Source organism: Motilibacter deserti (genome assembly GCF_011250635.1).
Lineage (GTDB): Bacteria > Actinomycetota > Actinomycetes > Motilibacterales > Motilibacteraceae > Motilibacter_A > Motilibacter_A deserti.
Genome location: NZ_JAANNP010000016.1, coordinates 1 through 19151 on the forward strand (window position 1 = coordinate 1; position 19151 = coordinate 19151).

The following is a 19151-nucleotide window of genomic DNA, read 5'->3' on the forward strand; positions in this document are numbered from 1 at the left end:
CCGTGGGGAGCGGACCGAGCTCGCGCGCACGACCAGCTCGGCCGGCACGACGACGTGCTCGTCGGAGGGCCGCCCTAGCGTGAGCTGCTCGAGCAGGAGGTCGATGCTTCGGCGGCCCACCTGCGCGAAGTCCTGCCGGACCGTTGTCAGCGGCGGGGAGTAGTAGGGCGCCTCGGGCACGTCGTCGAAGCCCACCACGAGAACGTCCTGCGGCACCCGCACGCCCTCCTCCCGGAAGGCGCGCAGCAGCCCCAGCGCCATCTGGTCGTTGGCCACGAAGACCGCCTCGGTGTCGCCGCTGCCGGCCAGCTGCCGCCCCGCTGCGTAACCGGCGGACGGGCTCCACGAGCCCTGCACCATCGCGGGCTCGGGTACGCCGGCCGACGCGAGCTCCGCGCGCCACCCGTCGGCCCGCCCGTCGGACTCGAGCCACCCCGTCGGCCCGGCGACGTGGAGCACCGTCTCCACGCCCTGCGCAAGGAGATGCCGCGTCGCGAGCCGGGCGCCCTCGACCTGGTCCACGCTCACCGAGGCGAAGCCGGCGACGCTTCCCCCGCCGACCATGACGAGGGGCACCTTTCCCTGCAGCTCGGCCACCGACGAGGCGGTCTCCGCGAAGGGCGCCACGACGACCAGCCCCTCGACCGACCGCTCGGCCAGCCGGCGCAGGCCGTCCTGCAGGCTCCTGGCCTCGAACGACTCGAGGTAGGCCACGCTGACGAAGAAGCCGGCGGCCCGCGCCGCCTGCTCGATGCCGTAGAGAGTGCTGGCCGGCCCGTGCAGGGTCGAGTCGAAGCTGACGACGCCGAGGGTCCGCGACCGGCGGGTCACCAGCGCGCGTGCGGCGGGGTTGGGCCGGTAGCCGAGCGCCTGGATCGCGGCATCGACCCGTTCGCGGGTCGTCGGGCGTACGGCAGGCGAGTCGTTCAGCACCCGGGAGACGGTCTGGTGGGACACCCCCGCCAGCTTCGCCACGTCGGAGATCGTGGCCGCCCGATGCGAGCGTGCAGGAGGCGGAACCCTCGCGTCGTACGCGACCAACGCTGAACTTCCCTTCTGGTCCTGCCGGTCATGACGCGGGAGCCCGGCCCGGTCCTCGCGATCGGGCCGAGCTCCCGCGGGTGTTGCGCGTTCAGCGCCCAGCGAGCAGCTCGTCGATCGCGGCGACCAACGCCGCTCGCTCGTCCGGGCTCACGGTGGACGGCTTGAGCGAGCTCACCACTCTGCGCAGCGCCTCCAGCTTCGTCTTCACAGCTCGGTCGTCCCCGCGCGTGTCGGCTGCCCAGAGCGAGGAGAGCGTGCCCTCGAGGTCGCGGACGGCGCTCGCGGCCAGGGCGCCGGACCGGCGCAGCGAGCCGATCCGGGTCACCAGCCCCAGCGTGGCCGGCTCGGTGACGCGGGACGCGAGCTCGTCGCCGAGCTGTCGGCGAGCCTCGTCGCCGACCTTGCTGCTCGGCGCCAGCGCGATGTGCAGCTGCACGTCGCGCAGTGCGCGAAGCGCGGCGTCAGCATCCTGGGCCAGGACGGCGGCCTGCGACCGCTGCAGCGCGCTGCTGATGTCGCGGGCGTAGCTCGACGCGACGGTGGGCGCCGAGAGGACGGGCGCCACCGACGCCTGCAGCGCCGCCAGTGCGTTCGCGGTCAGCTGCACCGCAACGGTGAAGGTACCCAGAGCCCTGTCGCCGAGCACGGCCCGGACGGTCTGGGTGCCAGCTCGCGTCGGGTCGTAGCCGGTCGTGCGGACCGAGCCCGTCACGTCGACGACGGTGCCGTCGTCCAGGGTCGCGTGCACCGACAGCCCCGTCAGGTCGAGCGGGTCGCCGACGGCGTAGGAGGTCCTGGCCGGTGCCGTCACGTCCACCGAGCGGATGGCCGTCAGGGGCCTGACGTCGACGGTCGCCGTGGCTGTCGGCGGGTCCGAGACGTACAGGCTGCGCCCGCCGGGCGGCGGAGTGAGGGTGCCGCCGTTCGCGACGGCGTTCTTCTCGTCGGCGAACGAGTCGCCCTGCACCGTGCCTGTCACTTGCACTACCCCGGTGGTGGAGGTGTCGACGGCGCCCCAGGCCACCGGCCGCTGCTGGGTCGTGCCGTCGGAGATGTTCACCGTGACGGTGCTCGGCAGCTGCGGCTGAGCCCCCGCGAGCGTCACGGCGGAGACGGGCTGGGCGGAGACGACGTCCGCGGCGCGCACCCGGTCGTACTCCGCCTTCGTCAGCGGGATGACGCCGCCGTGCTTGGTGTTCGACACCATCCCCTGCATGGCATTGCGGCCCATGCTCGTCCACTGGCCCTGCGAGATGTCGGTGGTGGTGTAGGGGCGGTATCCCTGGTCGCGGCCGCCGTACTGGTCGACGAAGAGGTACCAACGGTTCTCGGTGTTCGCCTTGAAGAACAGCGGCGCCTCGACCTGGCCGTATTCAGCAGCGCCGATGCGCGTCGACAGGATCGTCCACGCCGTCTCCTGCTTCCACCATTGCGGGTCGGTCGTCTTCGCGAAGATGATGCCGCGGTTCAGGCCGCCGTTCTCCTTGAAGGCGCGGTAGGTGACGCCGTCGTACTGATGGACCGAGGTGTCGATGGTGTCCGCGGTGCCCTCGGCCTCGTACATGACGCCGGGGCCGTCGGGGTTGCGGGCGTCGAGGTCGGCCTGCGTGAAGTCCGACGTGAACGAGTAGAGCGTCCGGCTCTTCGCGGGGCCGGTGTGCTGCGGGTCGGTCGCGGCGAAGACCGTGGACGACCAGTAGACGACGAACGCCTGGGACGCCTCGTCCCAGGTCGCCTCGGGAGCCCAGGCCCGGCCCACCGTCGCATCGGCGACACGGACCAGCCGCGGCTCGCCCCAGTTGACGAGGTCGGTGGACTCCCACACGACGAGGCTCTGGCTCGCGTGCCGGTAGAGGTACCACGGCCGGTATCCCGGAGGAGCGTCCGGCGGGTAGTCCCGCCCGTTGCCCCAGAACACCCGAAGGTCCGTGCCGATGATGTAGTACTTGCCGGTCTTGGGGTTGCGCACGATGTAGGGGTCACGGACACCTGACGTCCCGAGGTGGTTCGCGAGGATCGGCCGCCCCTGGTTGAGCCGGGTCCACGACGTCGCGTCGTCACCGTTGCTCACGTCGAGGTAGATCTTCTCGGCGTAGCCGTTCGGCTCCTCGAGGAAGTGCACCATCAGGTAGCCGTACGGGTCGTCCGGTGCCACGTCGGCGGCTGCCGAGGCGGTGGGGGCGGTCCCGGCGTGCGCGGGCGCCGCGGTGTGGCCGAGGGTGACCACGAGGGCGGCGGTGGTGACGGCTCCCCACAAGCGGTGCAGGCGTGCTCTTCTCACGGGCAACTCCTTTGCGAATCGGGCAGATCGCGGGGTGCTGGAAGCACGATGGGGCGGGCCGTCGCCGGCCCGCCCCATCGCTTGTCACAGCGGATGTGCCACGGACTACGAGATCAGGTCGTCCAGCAGCGGGAGCAGCACGGCGCGCGCGTGCGCGCTCGCCTTCCCGCTCGACGCCGAGGTCAGCGCGTTCCGCGCCGACCGGAGGTGCTGCTGCTGGACGCTGCCCTGCGCCGCCGCGGCCGCCGCCAGCGACTCGTGCAGGTCATCGGCCAGGCTGGACGACAGGTCGCCGCTCGCCATGAGCGCCCCGACCTGCATGCGGGCCTCGTCGATCCCGGACGGAGCCCCCAGCCACAGCTCGAGCAGCTCGCTGAGGCCGGCCCGGGCCTGCGCCGAGAGCTTGCTCGGCTTGGCCGTGTTGAGCAGGTCCTGCAGGGCGCGGGCCTGGGCCAGTGCCGCCGCGGTGTCGTTCGCCTGCTCGGCCTGCGCGATCGCGTCGACGACGCGCTGCAGGTCACGGCCGAAGCTCGCGACCACGTTGCCGCTGGACACGGCCGACGCGACCGCCGAGCGCACCTGCGACGTGGCCGGCAGGACCTGGACGGACGCGGTGTCCTGCGAGGCGTTGAGGTACTCGAAGCCGAGGTACTCGGCCTTGACGGTCTGGGCCCCGCCGGGAAGGTTGCCCGGCAGGGTCACCGAGGCGACCCCGTTCTCGAGGTACGCGGTGGCGGACCACGAGCCCGAGGAGAAGCGCACCTGGCCGCCGGTCTCGAACGTGTCCGCAGCGGTGACCCGCGCCGTCGCGGTGGCCGGCGTGCTCTGGAACATCGCCGAGGAGACGGTCAGGTCCGTCGTCGTCGCCACGTTGCTGTTGGCGATGCCGCGGATCGAGTTCCACTCGCGCAGGGTGATCGGCAGGACCGTCCCGTGACGCGGCCGGGGGACACCGGCGTTCGTCATCGTGATGGTCTTGGCGTTCCAGGTCTTCGCCTCGATGTCCTCGTGGCACGCCGCCTGGTAGCCGCCGCCGTTGGTGTAGCGGTCACCCCAGAGGTAGAACTGGCCCGGGCAGGCCGTGTCGCCAGGGTTGGCCTTGAAGACCACCGGGCCCTCGTAGCCCGCGTTCGGCTGCCACGTCGTACGACCCAGCGCCGGAGCGACGGGGATCCAGTTGTTGATGTTGCTGTCGAGGAAGTCCGTGTTCTTCTCCGAGAAGATGTCGGACCCGGCGTTGCCGGCCTCGTTCTTCGTGACGCGGTAGTAGTAGTCGCCGACCTTGATCGCGGTCGTGTCGATCCGCGACTGGGGGAACGGGTTCTGCCACACCTTGGGCTCGGAGAACGTCTGGAAGTCGCGCGTGGTGGCGAGCCACATCTGGGCGTTGCCAGGGTTGGTGCGGTTGACCGGGTCGTTCCAGAGCGACTGGGCCCAGAAGACCGCGTAGGCGCCGATCTCGTCGACCCACAGCGACTCCGGGGCGAAGGCGTTGCCGGCGTTGTCGGGGGCGACCTTGACGTGCCGCTGCGGCGTCCAGTTCACGAGGTCGTGGGACTCGAAGACCTCGATGTACTGGGTGTCGTTGATGTTGTAGCCACCCTGGTCGTACCAGTTCAGGTCGGTGGCGATCATGTAGAAGGTGTCGCCGTCGGGGGACCGCGTGATGTGCGGGTCGCGCAGGCCCTGGTCACCGAGCTGGGAGATGAGCGACGGCCGGCCACCGGTCAGGCCGGTCCAGTCGAGGGCGTTGTTGCCGTTGGAGGTGGCGAACATGATCTGCTCGCCGTCGGCCATGTTCTCGCCCTTGAAGTAGCCGAGGAAGTAGCGCTCCTTCTCCTCCTTGCGCGGCAGCGGCTTGACGGTCACGGGGAACGTCTTCGTCTGCGTCGCCGAGCCCTTGGTGATCGTGGCCGTCAGCGTCGCGTTCACGGCCGGGCGGCCGTACGCCGGGCGGGTGACGATGCCGGTGGGCGAGATGAGGTTGCTGGTGGACGACCAGGTGATGGTCGAGCCGAACTCGCCGCGACTCGGCAGGTCGATGTCGCCGCGCACGTCGTCGGTCTTGTAGAGGCTGAGGTCGAGCCGGTCACGGTCGACCGACTGGGCGTCGTTGAACTGCGCCTTCACCGTCACGGTGATCTGGCGGGTGACGACGGTGTCGGCCCCCTTGCGCACCGTGGCGGTGAGGACGGCGGTCGCGTCGGGCTGGCCGAGGGCCGGCCGCGTGATGCGCCCCGTCACCGGCACCTTGGCGGCGCTCGCCGTGGCGGGCGGGGTGTAGATCGAGACGACGGACGGGTCGGAGCTCGTCCACGTGATGGCCGACCCGGCCACCGAGCCGAACTTCGGCAGGACGATGTCGTCCACGATCGCGCTCGTGAGGCCGAGGTCGATGGCGGCGGCGTCGGCCGTGGCCCCGGACGTCACGGTGGGGGCCGCGAGCTCGCGGACCTCGTCCGTGGTCACGGCCCGGTCGTAGACCCGGAAGTCCTTGAGCGTGCCGCGGAAGGAGTAGTGGGTGGAGGTCTGCGACCGCGCGAGGAAGTTGCAGTTGGTGCCCGCGGCCGCGTTGACCGAGGGCGGGGTCGTGATGTTGGTCGCCTGGGCGTGCTGGACGCCGTCGACGAAGACGGTGCCGGTCCAGCTCGTGCCGTTGGCGTTCGGCGCCTGCGTGTAGGTCACATGCTTCCAGGTGCCCTCGCGCAGGTTGCTCGGCGCGGCTGCCATGACGCTCTGGTTGCCGGCCGTGACGCGGAAGCGGAGGCCCGGGCGGGGGGCGGTGTTCGACGCGAAGATCGAGCCCTGGCCGCCGGTGTCCACGTCGCAGCTACCGGACTTGCTGCCGAAGCTCCACATCTGGTGGTCGCCGACGTTGGCCGGGTCGACCCAGACGTCGTAGTCGACGGTCATGCTCGACATGCCCGCCGTGAGGTTGTTCGGCAGCTTGACGTACGCCCCGGTGAGCGCGCTCTCGTAGGAGCTGGGGTTGAAGCGCACCCCGTCCCCGGTCAGCGCGGCCTTGTCCGCGTTGACGAGCATCGCGTCAGCTGCCGCGCCGGCGCTTCCGGTGTTGCGCAGCGTGGTGCCGCTGGTCTCGTCGAGCTTGAAGCGGTGCACCAGGCCCGCGGTCACGTCCTGCGCGGTGAGGACGTCCCCTTCCCCGCTCGGCGTGTCAGCCTCCGCGGTTGCCGCCGTCAGCGAGCCGAAGCCCAGTGACAGTGCGGCGACGGCGCCGAGGAGGCGGAAGCCGCCCGCTCTCGGCCAGGTGGTCGTGTGGCTCATAGGGATCGCATACTCCTTCGTAGGTGGTCCCGTTCACTGATTCCGCGTGCAGGAATGCTGCCTAGCGGAGGGCTTGTCCGATCAGGTCGAGCAGGGCGGCCTTGGCCTCGTCGCCGATCTTGCTGGGCTTGGCCGAGGTGACGGCGGCCTGCAGAGCCTCGAGCCGGGTGCGCTGCTCGGCCGCGGTCGGAGCCGAGGCCGCCGCGGCCAGGCTCTCCTGCAGCTGCTTCGCCGTGCTCGTGGCGATGTCGCCGCTGCGGGTCAGCGAGCCGATCTCCGTCCGCAGCTCGTCCAGCGGCGAGAGGTCCAGCCACAGCTCGGTCAGCTGCAGCAGGGACTCGCGGGCCTGGTCACCCATCTTGCTCTGCGCGGCGAGGTCCAGCTCGGAGCGCAGGGCGCGCAGCTGCGCCAGCAGGGCCATACGGTCCGCATCGTCCTCGGCGCCCTGTGCGGCGTCGAGCGCGGCGAGCAGGTCCCGGCCGAGGCTCGCGGTGACGGACCCGTCGGCCGTCAGCTGGTCGACGGCCTCCTCGAGCTGGGCGACGGGCGCGGTGAACCGCCAGTGGTCGACGTCGAACAGCTCTGCGGTGCCGGTGCCCTTGTAGGTGAAGAAGACGTCGTGGACGCCGGTGACGGTCCGGGTGAGGAGCGTGCTGACCGAGGACCACGCCGCGGAGGACGACGCCGGGACGGACAGGGTGCCGACGAGGTTGGCGTCGCTGGAGGTGTCGGGGCTGTCCAGCCGAATCTGGACCTGACCGCCGGCCTTGGCCAGCACGTCGGCGCTGAAGCCGCGGGCGCCGGTGGCCCCGCCGCTGCCGAAGTCGACCTTGGACAGCGACGTCCACTCGCCGTTGTTGATGTTGGTGAGCTTCTGCTCCGTCGCGGTGCCGGCGACCGGCTGCACCCGGACCCCGGACGACGGGACGTAGGCGTCCTGGATGCCCGAGTCCCACGCGATCGTCTCGGCCTCGGTGCGGTGGTACGGGTTCACCGTGCCCTGCTGCGGCACCCCCTGGTAGGTCATCGTGATGGGCGCGATGCTGCCGTCGGGGTTGATCGTCACCTTGTCGATGTGCGTCGAGCGGTAGCCGCGCGCCGCGGACAGGGACCCGCCGGCCACGATCGCGCGCTGCACGGTCTGGGCGTGGTAGGTGATGTACATCTGCCCGTTGAACTCGAACATCGCGTGGTGGTTGTTGCCGCCGACCCCGAAGAACGCCGCGGGGTTCTGCATGATCTCGCCGCGGTACGTGTCGGCCGTCCACGGGCCCATGGGGCTGTCCGCGACCATGTAGGCGATGTTGCCGTTGCCGATGCGCTTGCCGTCGATGACCGGGCTGTGGCTGAAGTTGGTGCAGTAGCTGTAGTAGTACTTGCCGTTGATCTTGTTCATGCCCGAGTCCTCGAACAGCGCCGGCGCGTCGATCGGCGCGGCGCTGCCGACGGTGCTGATGAGGTCGTCGCCGAGCTTGATGACCCGGGCGGTCTTCGGGTGGTCGGTGTTGCCCGTCGGGACGCCGCCGCCGAAGTAGAGGTAGGCCTGCCCGTCGTCGTCGATGAACACCGCAGGGTCGAACAGCCACACGACGCCCGCGACGCCCGGCGTCTGCTGGGTGACCAGCGCCTTGCCGATGGGGTCGACGAAGGGCCCGGTGGGGGAGTCCGAGGTCAGCACCCCGATACCGCCGGCGCTGTTGGCGAAGTAGAGGAAGAACTTCTCCTTGCCGTTGATCGTCTTGTGCGTCGCCGACGGGGCCCAGGAGTTCGCGGCCCACTTCGCCGCGCCGAACGTGCCGCCGACCTTGACCTGGCCCTCGTTCGTCCAGTTGACCATGTCGGCCGACGACAGGATCGTCAGCGTGCGGATGAGGCCATAGGAGTTGTCCTTGATCCCCTGCGCGTCGTACTCGTAGTCCTGCACGACGTTGCCCGCGGCGTCGTATTGCATCCCGTCGGACGTCATGTAGACGTAGACCCGGCCGTCGTAGGTCATCGCGAACGGGTCGGCGCCGTACTGGTAGTCCATCAACGGGTTCGAGTTGCCCACCGTCTTGGCCGGCAGCGCGTTGCCCGGGGGATGGACGACCGGGGCCGTGCCGTCCTGCAACGTCACGTCGTCGACCGTGAAGTCCATGAGGTGGGTGTTCGGGTCCGCCCCGGGGGTCGCCGTCCACGGGGTCTCGACGAAGATCCGGGCTGTCGTGACGCTCTGGGTGGCCGGGATCGTGAACGTCCCCTGCACCAGCCCCCACTGGCCGCGCGGCACCGTCACCGTGCCGAGGTTGGTGTAGGTCGCGCCGCCGTAGTGCATGGTGACGAAGAACTGCTTCGTGGCAGGGCTGGCAGGGTTCGTGTACTTCACCCGCGCGGTGACGGTGTAGGTCCGCCCGGCGACGACCCTTCCCGAGACGTCCTGCATCGGGCCGGACCCGGTCGTCTTCCGCTGGGTCACGAGCACCGCGCTCGAGCCGGAGAACGCGTCGCCCGTCGGCGAGAGGGCCGCCCCGTCGGTCGCGTTGCCGTTGTTGGGGAACCAGCCGGTCAAGCCGCTCTCGAAGCCCGGGTTCACCAGGATGTTCGGCCCGAGGTCGGCGGTCGCCGGCGGCGCGGCGAGCAGCCCGCCCGCGAACAGCGCCGCGACGGCGGCGCACACGGCCGCTCTGCGTCGGCTCCGGGGCGCCCTGAGTCGCTTCACGTGCAGTCCTCCTTGAACGTCATCGGTCAAGTGCCGGCGGTCCCGCCCCTGCTGGTGTGAGCGCTAACAGTTCGCAGTGCGAACAACTAAGAGCAGGAGGCGGGGCGAGCTGGGCAGGCGCGCGCCACGCTAGGTGGGGCGCCGAGCGCGGGCAACGGATCGCGAAAGTTTTCGTTGACCGTTCCTACGAACTCGGCGGAGGCGCCGCGCTCGCCCGTTCGACGAGGCGGACGGGCAGCTCCACCCGCATCCGCTCGACCGGCTTCCCGGCCGCGAGCCGCACCGCGATCCCGGCTGCGGTCGCGGCCATCTGGCGCACCGGCTGGTGCACCGTCGTCAACGGGGGCACGTGCGACTCGGCCAGCGCCAGGTCGTCGAAGCCGACGACGCTGACGTCCTGCGGGACGCGCAGGCCCGCCTCGTGCACGGCTTGGCAGACGCCGAGGGCCTGACCGTCGTTGCCGGCGACGAAGGCGGTCGGAGGGTCGGGCAGCCGCAGCAGGCGACGGGCCTGGGCGAGTCCCCCGCGCGGCAGGAAGTCGTCCTCGCCGACGAGCCGGGCGTCGAACGGCACCCCGGCCCGCTCGAGCGCCGCGCAGTAGCCGTCGAAGCGCGCCCGTGCCGGAAGCGCCCACATCGGCCCGGTCACCGCGGCCACGCGCCGGTGCCCGAGCTCGAGCAGGTGGCGTGCCGCGGCGAGGCCGCCCATCCAGTTGTGCGCCGCGACGGTCGGGAACTCCGGGCCCGGGTCCTCGGTGGGGTCGACGACGACGTACGCGATCCCCCGGTCGCGCAGCTGCATCCGCTGCTCACGGTCGAGCCCGGAGAAGGCCGAGATGACCCCCGCCGGCCGTCGGGACAGGACGCGCTCCATCCACAGCGCGTCCGGGGTGAACTGGTGCCCGAGCTGGGACACGACGAGAGCGAGCCCGTGCTCGCTGGCCACGCTCTCGACGCCGTTGATGACCTCCGTGTCGTAGACGCCCTCGAGGGCGTGGAACACGAGCTCCACGTGCGCTCCCGGGGCGCCCAGCTTGCGCAGCGGGCGGTAGCCGTGCTCGCGCAGGATCCGCTCGACGTGCTCCCGGGTCTCCGGCCCGACGTCGGCCCGGCCGTTGACGACCTTGGAAACGGTCGGCACGGAGACGCCGGCGAGCTGGGCGATGCGCGCCAACGTCGGACGGCCCCGGCTCGCCGCGTTCGGCTTCTCTGCGGGAGGCACGCCGCGACTCTAGGGGCACGGCGCGGCGGTCCGGGCCTACGCCGGGGAGCCAGGAGCCGGTCAGCGCCTCCTCGAGGAGCATGCGACGACGCTCCGGCCACGTCACACCTGAGCGCAGCCATCGTCGAGCGTGTCGCCGGAAGCGTGCCCTGGTGTCCCGGGAAGGGACAGATGCCTCCAGCCCGGACGAAGCTGGGGTGGCGCCGGCTGCGGTCCGGCGCCGGGTCGCGCCTCGGCCACCATCTTGCGAGAATCCTGACGCACGGTCTGGCTTGACTGACTCTCCGTGTCTGCCGATGAAGCCGGTGATCTGAACGGGGCACGACGGAGGAGGGGACGTGGGGTCGAGCAGCGTCGCTGTCGTGGCGCGCGCGCCGGAGGCATCGGCCCGGCTGCGCTCGCTGCTGTGGACCACGTTCGCCTGCTGGAGCTGCGACGCCGACCGGCTGGACGATGCGGCGCTCGTCCTGAGCGAGCTCGTCGGCAACGCGGTGCGCCACGGCGAGGGCGACACGATGCGGGTGCGCCTGCACCGGAACGGTGACGTCATGCGCATCGGCGTGGAGGACGCCTCCGACAAGCGCCCCGAGCCCCGCGAGCCGTCCTTCGAGGCGGAGAGCGGGCGGGGCATGCTGATCATCGACGCTCTCAGCTCCCGGTGGGGCTGCGACCCCGTCGACGTCGGCAAGGTCGTCTGGGCCGAGGTGCCCTGCTGATGCCCGACGCGCCCCGGGAGGCCGCCTCATGATCAGCCCGGCCGAGGCCCGGCGCGTCGCCGAGCTCCACCGGCTGACCGACCCGGCCGGCGAGCAGGGGGCCGCCGTCGAGTCCATCGTGGAGGCCGCCGCCCTGGCAGCCGGCTCGGCGATGGCGACGCTCAACCTTCTCGACGCCGAGCAGCAGTGGCAGGCCGCCACGACCGGGTTCGAAGGGGCGCCGACGCCGCGCGCCGAGGCGATGTGCGACGTCACCGTGCGGCTGGGCCGCTTCGTCTACGTGCCCGACGCCAGCGCCGACCCGCGCTTCGCCGACAGCCCCTGGGTGGACGGCCGGCTGGGCTCGGTCCGGTTCTACGCCTCCGCCCCGCTGCGGACGTCCCGCGGGTTGATCGTCGGGACGCTCTGCGCCTTCGACGTCGAGCCCCGGGAGCTCGCACCGGCGCAGATCGCCGAGCTCGAGCAGCTGGCCGCGCGGCTCGTCCGCACCCTCGAGGAGCAAACCGTCTCGGCGTGACGCGCGCCGGGCGCCGTTCACGAGCGCGGTCTCACCCGGGCGCGGTGGGCAAGCCGCTCAGAGCAGCCCACGCCCCAGCGACTGGCCGGGCTGCAGCCCCGGCGGGACCGCGTAGATCCCGCTGGCGGTCGGGGTCATGAACTTCCCGAGCAGGTCGTTGCTCGCGATCCGCTGCTGCGCCGGGATGAACTGCGTCCGCGGATCGGCGTTGAACGTGGCGAACAGCAGCCCCGCGTCGTACGCCTCGTGGCCGCCGTGGCCGGGCTCGTCGCCGTGCTCGTCCCCGCCGGCGTGCAGCCGCGTGGAGTCGAAGCCGTAGTCGTAGTTGTAGGCGCGGCGGAACATCGGGAACGCGTGCATCTGGCGTACGTGTGCCGCCGGGTCGATGAGCGGCCTCCCGTCCGCCCCCACGGCGGCCAGGTCGAGCTTCGTCCGGGTGGGGGCGCCCGCGGCGGCGGACAGCGGGCTCCCGTCGGCCAGCCGCCGCCCGACCGAGCGGTCCTGCTCCGCTCCCGACGTGAGGCTCCACGACGCGAGGGCGAGCCGGATCTTGCGGAAGACGAGGTAGGTGCCGCCGCGCAGCCAGCTCGGCGTGGCCGCGTCGTCCGCCCACACCAGGTCGCCGAACTCCGCCTTCGCGGGGCGGGGGTTCGACGTCCCGTCGTGCAGGCCGAGCAGGTTGCGCGGCGCCTTGCCGTCGGTGGGCGGGCTGATGAAGCCCTGCTGAGACCAGCGGAGTGCCGCGACGCCCACGGTGAGGGCGCGCATCTGGAGGAAGGCGTGGGACAGGATCTGCTGGTCGTCGGCGCAGATCTGGACGAGGAGGTCGCCGCCGCTGTGGGCGGCCACGAGCTGGTCCCCGGGGAAGCCCGGCAGCGTGTCGAGTGCGGCTGGCTTGTGCTCGGCCAGCCCGAACCGCGCGTCGAACAGCCGCGGCCCGAAGCCGAAGGTGAAGGTCAGGCGGGCGGGAAACAGCTCAAGTGCGATTCCTGAATCGCCTCGCGCACCAGGGACTCGGGTGGGGCGCGCCGGCGCCGGCTCCCCGCGGGTGAGCGCCTCCGCCGTCGACGTCCATTGGCGCAGCAGGTTGGCCAGCGCGTCCCGGCTCGTCGTGGTGACGTCGAAGGCCACGAACAGGCCGTAGCTCTGCTGGCGCGTGGTGATGCCTGCCTGGCGCGGGCCGTAGAACGGCTCGATCTCGCTGCGCGGCACGCCGCCCGCCGCCGCGGCCGCGCCGCCCGGAAGGCCCGTCGCGCCGGCGACCCCGAGCCCGGCAGCTGCGGCCCCGCGGAGCAGGCTCCTCCGGCTGAGGCCGCCCGCGGTCTCCACGGCCTGTGTCGTGTCGTGCGTCGAGCTGCTCATGTCGTCCGTCCTCGGTCTGGGAAGGTGTGCGTCGGTGCAGCTACCTCCACGGCGCGGCAGACGTGTGCCCGGCCGTCGACGAGCCATGGGCTGCCCCGACCCGGCCGCTGGAACTGCACGGGACGTTCAGCCCTTCGTTCGTTGGTCGGTGCCAGGACGAGGAAGGTTCCCGTGGTCTCAACGCTGAAGGCGTCGTCAACCGGTGGCGGGGCGACCGGCCGCGCGGTCAGCTCCGGCTCGCTGCTGCGGACCGTTCGGAGCGGGACACCCCCGTGTGTCAAGCGGCGAACAGCGGCACCCGCCGCATCGGCGGCAGGCTCTTCCCATCGGCCCGACCGACACCGGCAGCAAGGCTCGCGGATCGGAGAACGCATCGACCACGTCACGCCACGAGACAAAGGGGAAGCGAAATGCGCGGAACTCGGGTTCGGGTCATCTCCATCGCCGCTCGGGGCGGGCCTTCCGCACGGCTACCGCACCGCAGCACGATGCCTCACGAGATCGGCGGCGAGCTCGTCACGGGTCCTGCCGGTGCTGTTCCGGCGGCGCGAGCGGCTGGTGTTCGGGGCTTACGGCTGGGTGAGGGGCCCGGGCCCGCGCCCCAGCAGCGCGGACACCACGTCGGACAGCGCGTCCGCGAGCTGGTCCTCGGTCGCAGAGGTGATGGGGCCGAGGCCGGGCGTCGCGCGGAGCACGGCGACGCCGAGCGCAGTGGCGAGCAGGACCTGGCCGCGCAGGTGCAGGTCGTCGGGGAGCGGGGCGCCCTCGGGCAGGGCGAGCGCGGCCATGCGCTCGGCGTACGAGCTCAGGGTGCGGATCCGGGCGCGCTCGGCCTGCTCGTCCCCGGAGGGGCGCAGCGACAGCAGCAGCACCTCGGGCAGCCCGTGCGCGCTGGAGACGCCGGCCATCCCGCGCGCGATCGAGCGCCCCAGCCCCTCGAGCGCGACGTCACCGTCCTGGGTGCCGCGGACCGAGTCGGCCGCGGCGGCCAGGCACGCCTCGAACAGCCCTTCCTTGGAGCCGAAGTAGCGGCTGATGAGCGCGACGTTGGCCCCCGCCTCGTCGGCGATGTCGCGCACGGTCGTGGCCGCGTAGCCGTCTCGGGCGAAGCGGCGCCGAGCGGTCTCGAGCAGCAGCTTCCGCGTACGGGCGGAGTCCCGCCGCCGCGGCTCGCCCATGTCGCCTCCCGGACCCACGGCCACCCAATGTACGCATCGGTTGACTCGGGCCACCGTTTTCCCTAGTGTTGTAAGCACACGTTTACATACACCCGCTAGTGCGGGCCACGGCGCTGCCGCGAAAGGGAACAACTGTGTCGACAACGCCGAGGGGCGGCAGCCCTGTCGCGGCCACGGTCGCCCTCTGCTTCGGCGGCCTCACGGTCGCCCTCACCCAGACCCTGGTCATCCCTATCCAGAGCGAGCTGCCCCGGCTGCTCGGCACATCGGCGGCGAACGCCGCGTGGGTCGTCACGATCACTCTGCTCGCGGCGGCCGTGACCATGCCGGTCGCCGGCCGGCTGGCCGACCTGTTCGGCAAGCAGCGCGTCCTCGTCGTCAGCGCCGCGATCCTGGTGGCCGGCCTGCTGGTGTCCGCGCTCTCGGACACCCTGGCGCCGATGCTCGTCGGGCGTGCGCTGCAGGGCCTGGCCATGGGGTTCATCCCGGTGGGCATCTCGCTGCTGCGCGAGATCACGCCGCCGCACATGGCCGGCAGCGCGGTCGCGGCCATGAGCGCGACCCTCGGCGTCGGCGGGGCGATCGGGCTCCCGCTGTCGGCCTGGATCGTCGACGTCGCCGACTGGCACGCGCTCTTCTGGGTGGCGACGGCCGCCGCCGCGGTCATCCTCGCGCTGACGTGGCTCGTCGTCCCGCACGTGCACGACGGCCGGCCGGGGCGGGTCGACGCGGTCGGCGCGATCGGCCTCGCCATCGGGCTCGTGTCCCTGCTCGTCGGCATCTCGAAGGCGACCACGTGGGGCTGGGGCGACGCTCGCACGCTCGGCGCCATTGCCGCGGGCCTGGTCGTCCTGGTCGTCTGGGGGGTCTTCGAGCTGCGCCAGGCCGAGCCCCTGGTCGACCTGCGGGCCACCGCCCAGCGCCCGGTGCTCATGACGAACCTCGCGGGCATCGCGATCGGCTTCGGGATGATGGCGCAGTCGATCGTCGTCCCGCAGCTGCTGCAGCTGCCGTCGGCCACGGGCTACGGCCTCGGCCAGTCCCTGCTCGCCGCCGGCCTCTGGATGGCGCCGGCCGGGCTGATGATGATGCTGTTCGCCCCGGCGTCCAGCAAGCTCATCGCGGACATCGGGCCGAAGGCCACGCTGATGATCGGCGCGGCCGTCCTCGGGTCCGGCTACCTCGTCGCGTTCTTCCTCATGGGCGCCCCCTGGCAGCTGCTCATCGCGTCCTGCGTCTCCTCGGCCGGCGTCGGCATCGGGTATGCCGCCATGCCCACGCTGATCATGGACGCCGTCCCGCCGAGCGAGGCCGCGTCCGCGGTCGGGCTCAACGCGCTCACGCGCTCGCTGGGCACCACGCTCGCCGCAGCGGTGATGGGCACGCTGCTGACCAGCAACACCAACAGCTTCGGCGCCTTCGAGCTCCCGTCCGAAGGGGCGTTCCAGCTCTGCTTCGTGGCCGGGGCCGTCGCCGCCTTCGTCGGCGTGGCCATCGCGTCGACCATCCCGCACCAGCGGCGGGCGCGGCAGACCGCGGCCGGCGAGCCGCAGCAGGCGCCGGCCGCGGCCCGCTGACGGCGTACGACGGGCGCGGGGCCGGCGACTAGGCTGGTCCCGCGCGGACTCCCGTCGGCGGAACCGTCCGTCGACGCGATTGCGCGCCCGACGAGCCGGACATCCTCCGTCCCGAGTTCTCCGCATCAGTCCGATCGGAAGAATGGAGAGCCGGTGAGATCAGCTCCGCGCGAGCTGCAGCGCCCCCCGCGCCTGCCCAAGGGCGGTCTGCGCGTCGTCGCCCTCGGCGGCCTGGGCGAGATCGGTCGCAACATGACCGTGCTCGAGCACGACGGCAAGCTGCTCATCGTCGACTGCGGCGTCCTGTTCCCCGAGGAGCACCAGCCCGGGGTCGACCTGATCCTGCCCGACTTCGGCTGGATCAAGGACCGGCTGCGCGACGTCGTCGCGGTCGTGCTGACGCACGGGCACGAGGACCACATCGGGGCGGTGCCGTACCTCCTCAAGGAGCGCGCCGACATCCCGCTCGTCGGCTCGCGGCTGACCCTCGCGCTGGTCGCGGCCAAGCTCGAGGAGCACAGGATCTCCCCACGGCTGGTGGAGGTCAAGGAGGGCGACCGGCGCGGCTTCGGCCCCTTCGACTGTGAGTTCGTCGCGGTCAACCACTCCATCCCCGACGCGCTCGCGGTCGCCGTCCGCACCGCCGCCGGGCTCGTGGTGGCGACCGGCGACTTCAAGATGGACCAGTTCCCGCTCGACCGGCGGCTCACGGACCTGCGCGCGCTGGCCCGGCTGGGGGAGGAGGGGGTCGACCTCTTCCTCACCGACTCCACCAACGCCGAGGTGCCCGGCTTCACGACGTCGGAGAGCGAGCTCGTCCCGGCCATCGAGACGGTGTTCCGCGCCGCGCCGCGCCGCGTCATCGTCTCCAGCTTCGCCAGCCACGTGCACCGCATCCAGCAGGTGCTGGACGCCGCGCACGCCCACGGGCGCAAGGTGGCGTTCGTCGGCCGGTCCATGGTCCGCAACATGGGCATCGCGCGCGAGCTCGGCTACCTGACCGTCCCGGACGGCCTCGTCATGGATCTCAAGCAGCTGGAGAAGCTGCCGCCGCAGAAGGCCGCGCTCATCTGCACCGGTTCGCAGGGCGAGCCGATGGCGGCGCTGTCGCGGATGGCCAACCGGGACCACGTCATCCGCATCGGCGAGGGCGACACGGTGCTGCTCGCCAGCTCGCTGATCCCCGGCAACGAGAACTCCGTCTACCGCGTCATCAACGGCCTCGCCCGCTACGGCGCGCACGTCGTGCACAAGGGCAACGCCAAGGTGCACGTCTCCGGCCACGCGAGCGCCGGCGAGCTCGCCTACGTCTACAACGTCGTCCGCCCGCGGCACGTGATGCCGGTCCACGGCGAGTGGCGTCACCTGAAGGCGAATGCCGACATCGCGGTTCGCACCGGCGTGGCCGAGGACCGCGTGATCGTGGCCGACGACGGCGTCGTGGTCGACCTCGTCGACGGCCGCGCCAAGGTGACGGGCAAGGTCTCCGCCGGCTACGTCTACGTCTCCGGCACGACGGTCGGCAACATCACCGAGGCCTCGCTGAAGGACCGCCGCACTCTCGCGGCCGAGGGCGTCATCACGGTCGTCGGGATCCTCGACACCGACACCGGCACCCTCGCCGAGCCCCCGGACTTCCTCGCCCGCGGCTTCGCGCCCGGGCAGGAGGCGCTGGAGCAGTCGATCCCCTCGATCGAGAAGGCGCTGGCGAAGGCCGCGGAGGAGGGCGTCCGCGAGCGCGAGCAGCTCGAGGACCTCATCACGCGGGCGGTCGCCCAGTGGGCGTGGCGCGCGCACCGGCTCAACCCCATCGTGCTGCCCGTCATCATCGAGGAGTAGCCCGGGAAGCCCGGACGGGAGCGACTCCCAGGCGGGCGTGCCCCTCGTGTGCCCCGCCCGCGGTGCCCGTCTGACGCCGGCCCGCGGGCGGCGTCCGCCCGCTCCCGTCAGCGGTGCGGCTCGTCGAGCACGGGCAGCGGGCCGGCAGTGACCTGGCGCCCCTTGGCGGCGTACATCGCCTCGTCCGCCTCACCGAGCAGCGCGTCGGACGTGGTCGTCGGGCCGTGCGTGAGGGCCGCGCCGACGCTCGCGGACACGCTCACCACCGTGCCGTCGAGGTTGAAGGGCTCGGAGAGGGCAGCGGCCGCGCGCGCGGCGACGGCGCGCACGTCGGCGCGCGTCGCGACGTCGACGAGCACGACCACGAACTCGTCGCCGCCGACGCGCGCCAGGGCGTCCTGCGGGCGCAGGACGCGGGCGAGCCGTTGGGCCGCGACCTCGAGGAGCCGGTCGCCGGTCGCGTGGCCGTACCTGTCGTTGACGGGCTTGAAGCCATCGAGGTCGAGATAGACGGCGGCGACCCCGGAGCCCGGGGAGGCGGTCGCGAGCGCCGCGTCCAGCCGCTCGTAGAGCCCGGCCCGGTTGAGCGCCGCCGTCAGCGCGTCGTGCGTCGCCGCATGGCGCAGCTCCTCCTGGCGGGCCAGCCGCTCGGCGTCGAGCAGGCTCTGGTCCGCCTCCTGCCGGGCGGCCACCATCCCCATGTTCGCGATGGTCGCGAGCACGAGGATCAGCGCGACGCCGGCAGCGATGTCGCTGCGCTCGGTCGGGGCGTCCGCAGGGCCTGCGCCGAGGTGCAGGGCGAGCTGCCCGATCCCCGTCGTGACGGCGGCCGAGACCGCGCTGGCGCGCCAGGCGCGGGCGCCGGACCACCCGATGGAGACGCTGGCGATCATCGCGCCGCCCATGGGCAGCACGAAGGTGAGCCCGGTCGGAAGGATCACGAGCAGCAGGACGGCGTTGGCGATCCCCGCCCGCAGCCACACGCGGTTGTCGAGCCGGCCGCCGCCGATGAGCCGTTGGGCCGGCTCGGACCGCAGGGCGTAGAGCAGCGGCCACCCGAGCAGCTGGGTCCAGAGCGGGGCGAGCGCTCGGTCCGTGGCGATGAGCACCGCGCCCAGCACGGCCGTGACCGCCGCGATGGCGAGCGTGCCGGTGACGGCGAGCGCAGCAGCGCGTCGGCGGGCCAGCCCCCCGAGCCAGGCCATCCGCTCCAGCCGGGCGAGGGTGGCCAACGGGTCGTACGCCGCCGGCCGCTCGTTGCGGTGCGGGGCGTCCGACCTCGTCACCCGGTCCCGTCCCATCGTCGTCGCGTCCCAGGGGCGGGACCTGCGCAGCGCCGTGGTCGCGGGGTGCCTCCTCGACGTGCAGGGGAGCAGGCGTCGGGCACGTGGCCTACGCGGACGACGTGCTTCGAGCCTAGCGGCCGCGGCCC

At 72.3% G+C, this 19151-nt stretch carries 12 protein-coding genes; 4 read left to right on the forward strand and 8 right to left on the reverse strand.

Annotation, left to right across the window (positions count from 1 at the left end; translation table 11 throughout):
- The 5 genes from G9H71_RS15000 to G9H71_RS15020 form a co-directional block, all read right to left on the reverse strand.
- Positions 1 to 984 (reverse strand): LacI family DNA-binding transcriptional regulator (locus tag G9H71_RS15000; RefSeq protein WP_166283291.1); only part of this gene is annotated, 984 nt, incomplete at its 3' end.
- A 148-nt stretch (positions 985 to 1132) separates the two neighbouring features.
- Positions 1133 to 3325 (reverse strand): Ig-like domain-containing protein, encoded by a 2193-nt coding sequence (locus tag G9H71_RS25165; RefSeq protein ID WP_166283251.1) that lies wholly within the window; start codon positions 3323 to 3325, stop codon positions 1133 to 1135.
- Positions 3326 to 3430: 105 nt separating this feature from the next.
- Positions 3431 to 6610, reverse strand: a complete 3180-nt coding sequence (locus G9H71_RS15010; RefSeq protein WP_166283253.1) for an immunoglobulin-like domain-containing protein — start codon at positions 6608 to 6610, stop codon at positions 3431 to 3433.
- Positions 6611 to 6671: 61 nt separating this feature from the next.
- Positions 6672 to 9308, reverse strand: a complete 2637-nt coding sequence (locus G9H71_RS15015) for a family 43 glycosylhydrolase (protein WP_166283255.1) — start codon at positions 9306 to 9308, stop codon at positions 6672 to 6674.
- Positions 9309 to 9492: 184 nt separating this feature from the next.
- The gene (locus tag G9H71_RS15020; protein ID WP_166283257.1) at positions 9493 to 10530 is read right to left on the reverse strand and encodes a LacI family DNA-binding transcriptional regulator; all 1038 of its coding nucleotides are present in this window, start codon (positions 10528 to 10530) and stop codon (positions 9493 to 9495) included.
- A gap of 338 nt (positions 10531 to 10868) precedes the next feature.
- Between G9H71_RS15020 and G9H71_RS15025 the strand changes: the two genes are divergently transcribed.
- Both G9H71_RS15025 and G9H71_RS15030 read left to right on the forward strand, forming a co-directional pair.
- Positions 10869 to 11246, forward strand: coding sequence for an ATP-binding protein (locus G9H71_RS15025; protein ID WP_166283259.1), 378 nt, complete (start codon positions 10869 to 10871; stop codon positions 11244 to 11246).
- 28 nt (positions 11247 to 11274) lie between these two features.
- Positions 11275 to 11763, forward strand: a complete 489-nt coding sequence (locus G9H71_RS15030; protein ID WP_166283261.1) for a GAF domain-containing protein — start codon at positions 11275 to 11277, stop codon at positions 11761 to 11763.
- 57 nt (positions 11764 to 11820) lie between these two features.
- On the opposite strand, the gene G9H71_RS15035 is transcribed toward G9H71_RS15030, so the two are convergent.
- A complete protein-coding gene (locus G9H71_RS15035; protein WP_166283263.1) occupies positions 11821 to 13125 on the reverse strand; it encodes a Dyp-type peroxidase in 1305 nt (434 codons plus the stop codon).
- A gap of 569 nt (positions 13126 to 13694) precedes the next feature.
- Positions 13695 to 14303 carry a TetR/AcrR family transcriptional regulator gene (locus G9H71_RS24625; protein ID WP_166283265.1) on the reverse strand — a complete coding sequence of 203 codons (609 nt, stop codon included), beginning with the start codon at positions 14301 to 14303 and terminating at the stop codon, positions 13695 to 13697.
- Positions 14304 to 14437: 134 nt separating this feature from the next.
- Between G9H71_RS24625 and G9H71_RS15045 the strand changes: the two genes are divergently transcribed.
- Together G9H71_RS15045 and G9H71_RS15050 are read left to right on the forward strand one after the other, a co-directional pair.
- Positions 14438 to 15880, forward strand: coding sequence for an MFS transporter (locus tag G9H71_RS15045; protein ID WP_331273023.1), 1443 nt, complete (start codon positions 14438 to 14440; stop codon positions 15878 to 15880).
- A gap of 252 nt (positions 15881 to 16132) precedes the next feature.
- Positions 16133 to 17719, forward strand: coding sequence for a ribonuclease J (locus G9H71_RS15050; protein WP_407939769.1), 1587 nt, complete (start codon positions 16133 to 16135; stop codon positions 17717 to 17719).
- A 107-nt stretch (positions 17720 to 17826) separates the two neighbouring features.
- Here G9H71_RS15050 and G9H71_RS25170 read toward each other — a convergent pair whose 3' ends face one another.
- On the reverse strand, positions 17827 to 19005 hold the full coding sequence (locus tag G9H71_RS25170) for a diguanylate cyclase domain-containing protein (RefSeq protein ID WP_166283269.1): 1179 nt from the start codon (positions 19003 to 19005) through the stop codon (positions 17827 to 17829).
- Positions 19006 to 19151: the final 146 nt, after the last annotated feature.

Coding starts and splice junctions, on each gene's coding strand:
- G9H71_RS15010 (WP_166283253.1), bottom strand. CDS start 6,610: ATGAGCCACACGACCACCTGGCCGAGAGCGGGCGGCTTCCGCCTCCTC.
- G9H71_RS15030 (WP_166283261.1), top strand. CDS start 11,275: ATGATCAGCCCGGCCGAGGCCCGGCGCGTCGCCGAGCTCCACCGGCTG.
- G9H71_RS15035 (WP_166283263.1), bottom strand. CDS start 13,125: ATGAGCAGCTCGACGCACGACACGACACAGGCCGTGGAGACCGCGGGC.
- G9H71_RS24625 (WP_166283265.1), bottom strand. CDS start 14,303: ATGGGCGAGCCGCGGCGGCGGGACTCCGCCCGTACGCGGAAGCTGCTG.
- G9H71_RS15050 (WP_407939769.1), top strand. CDS start 16,133: ATGACCGTGCTCGAGCACGACGGCAAGCTGCTCATCGTCGACTGCGGC.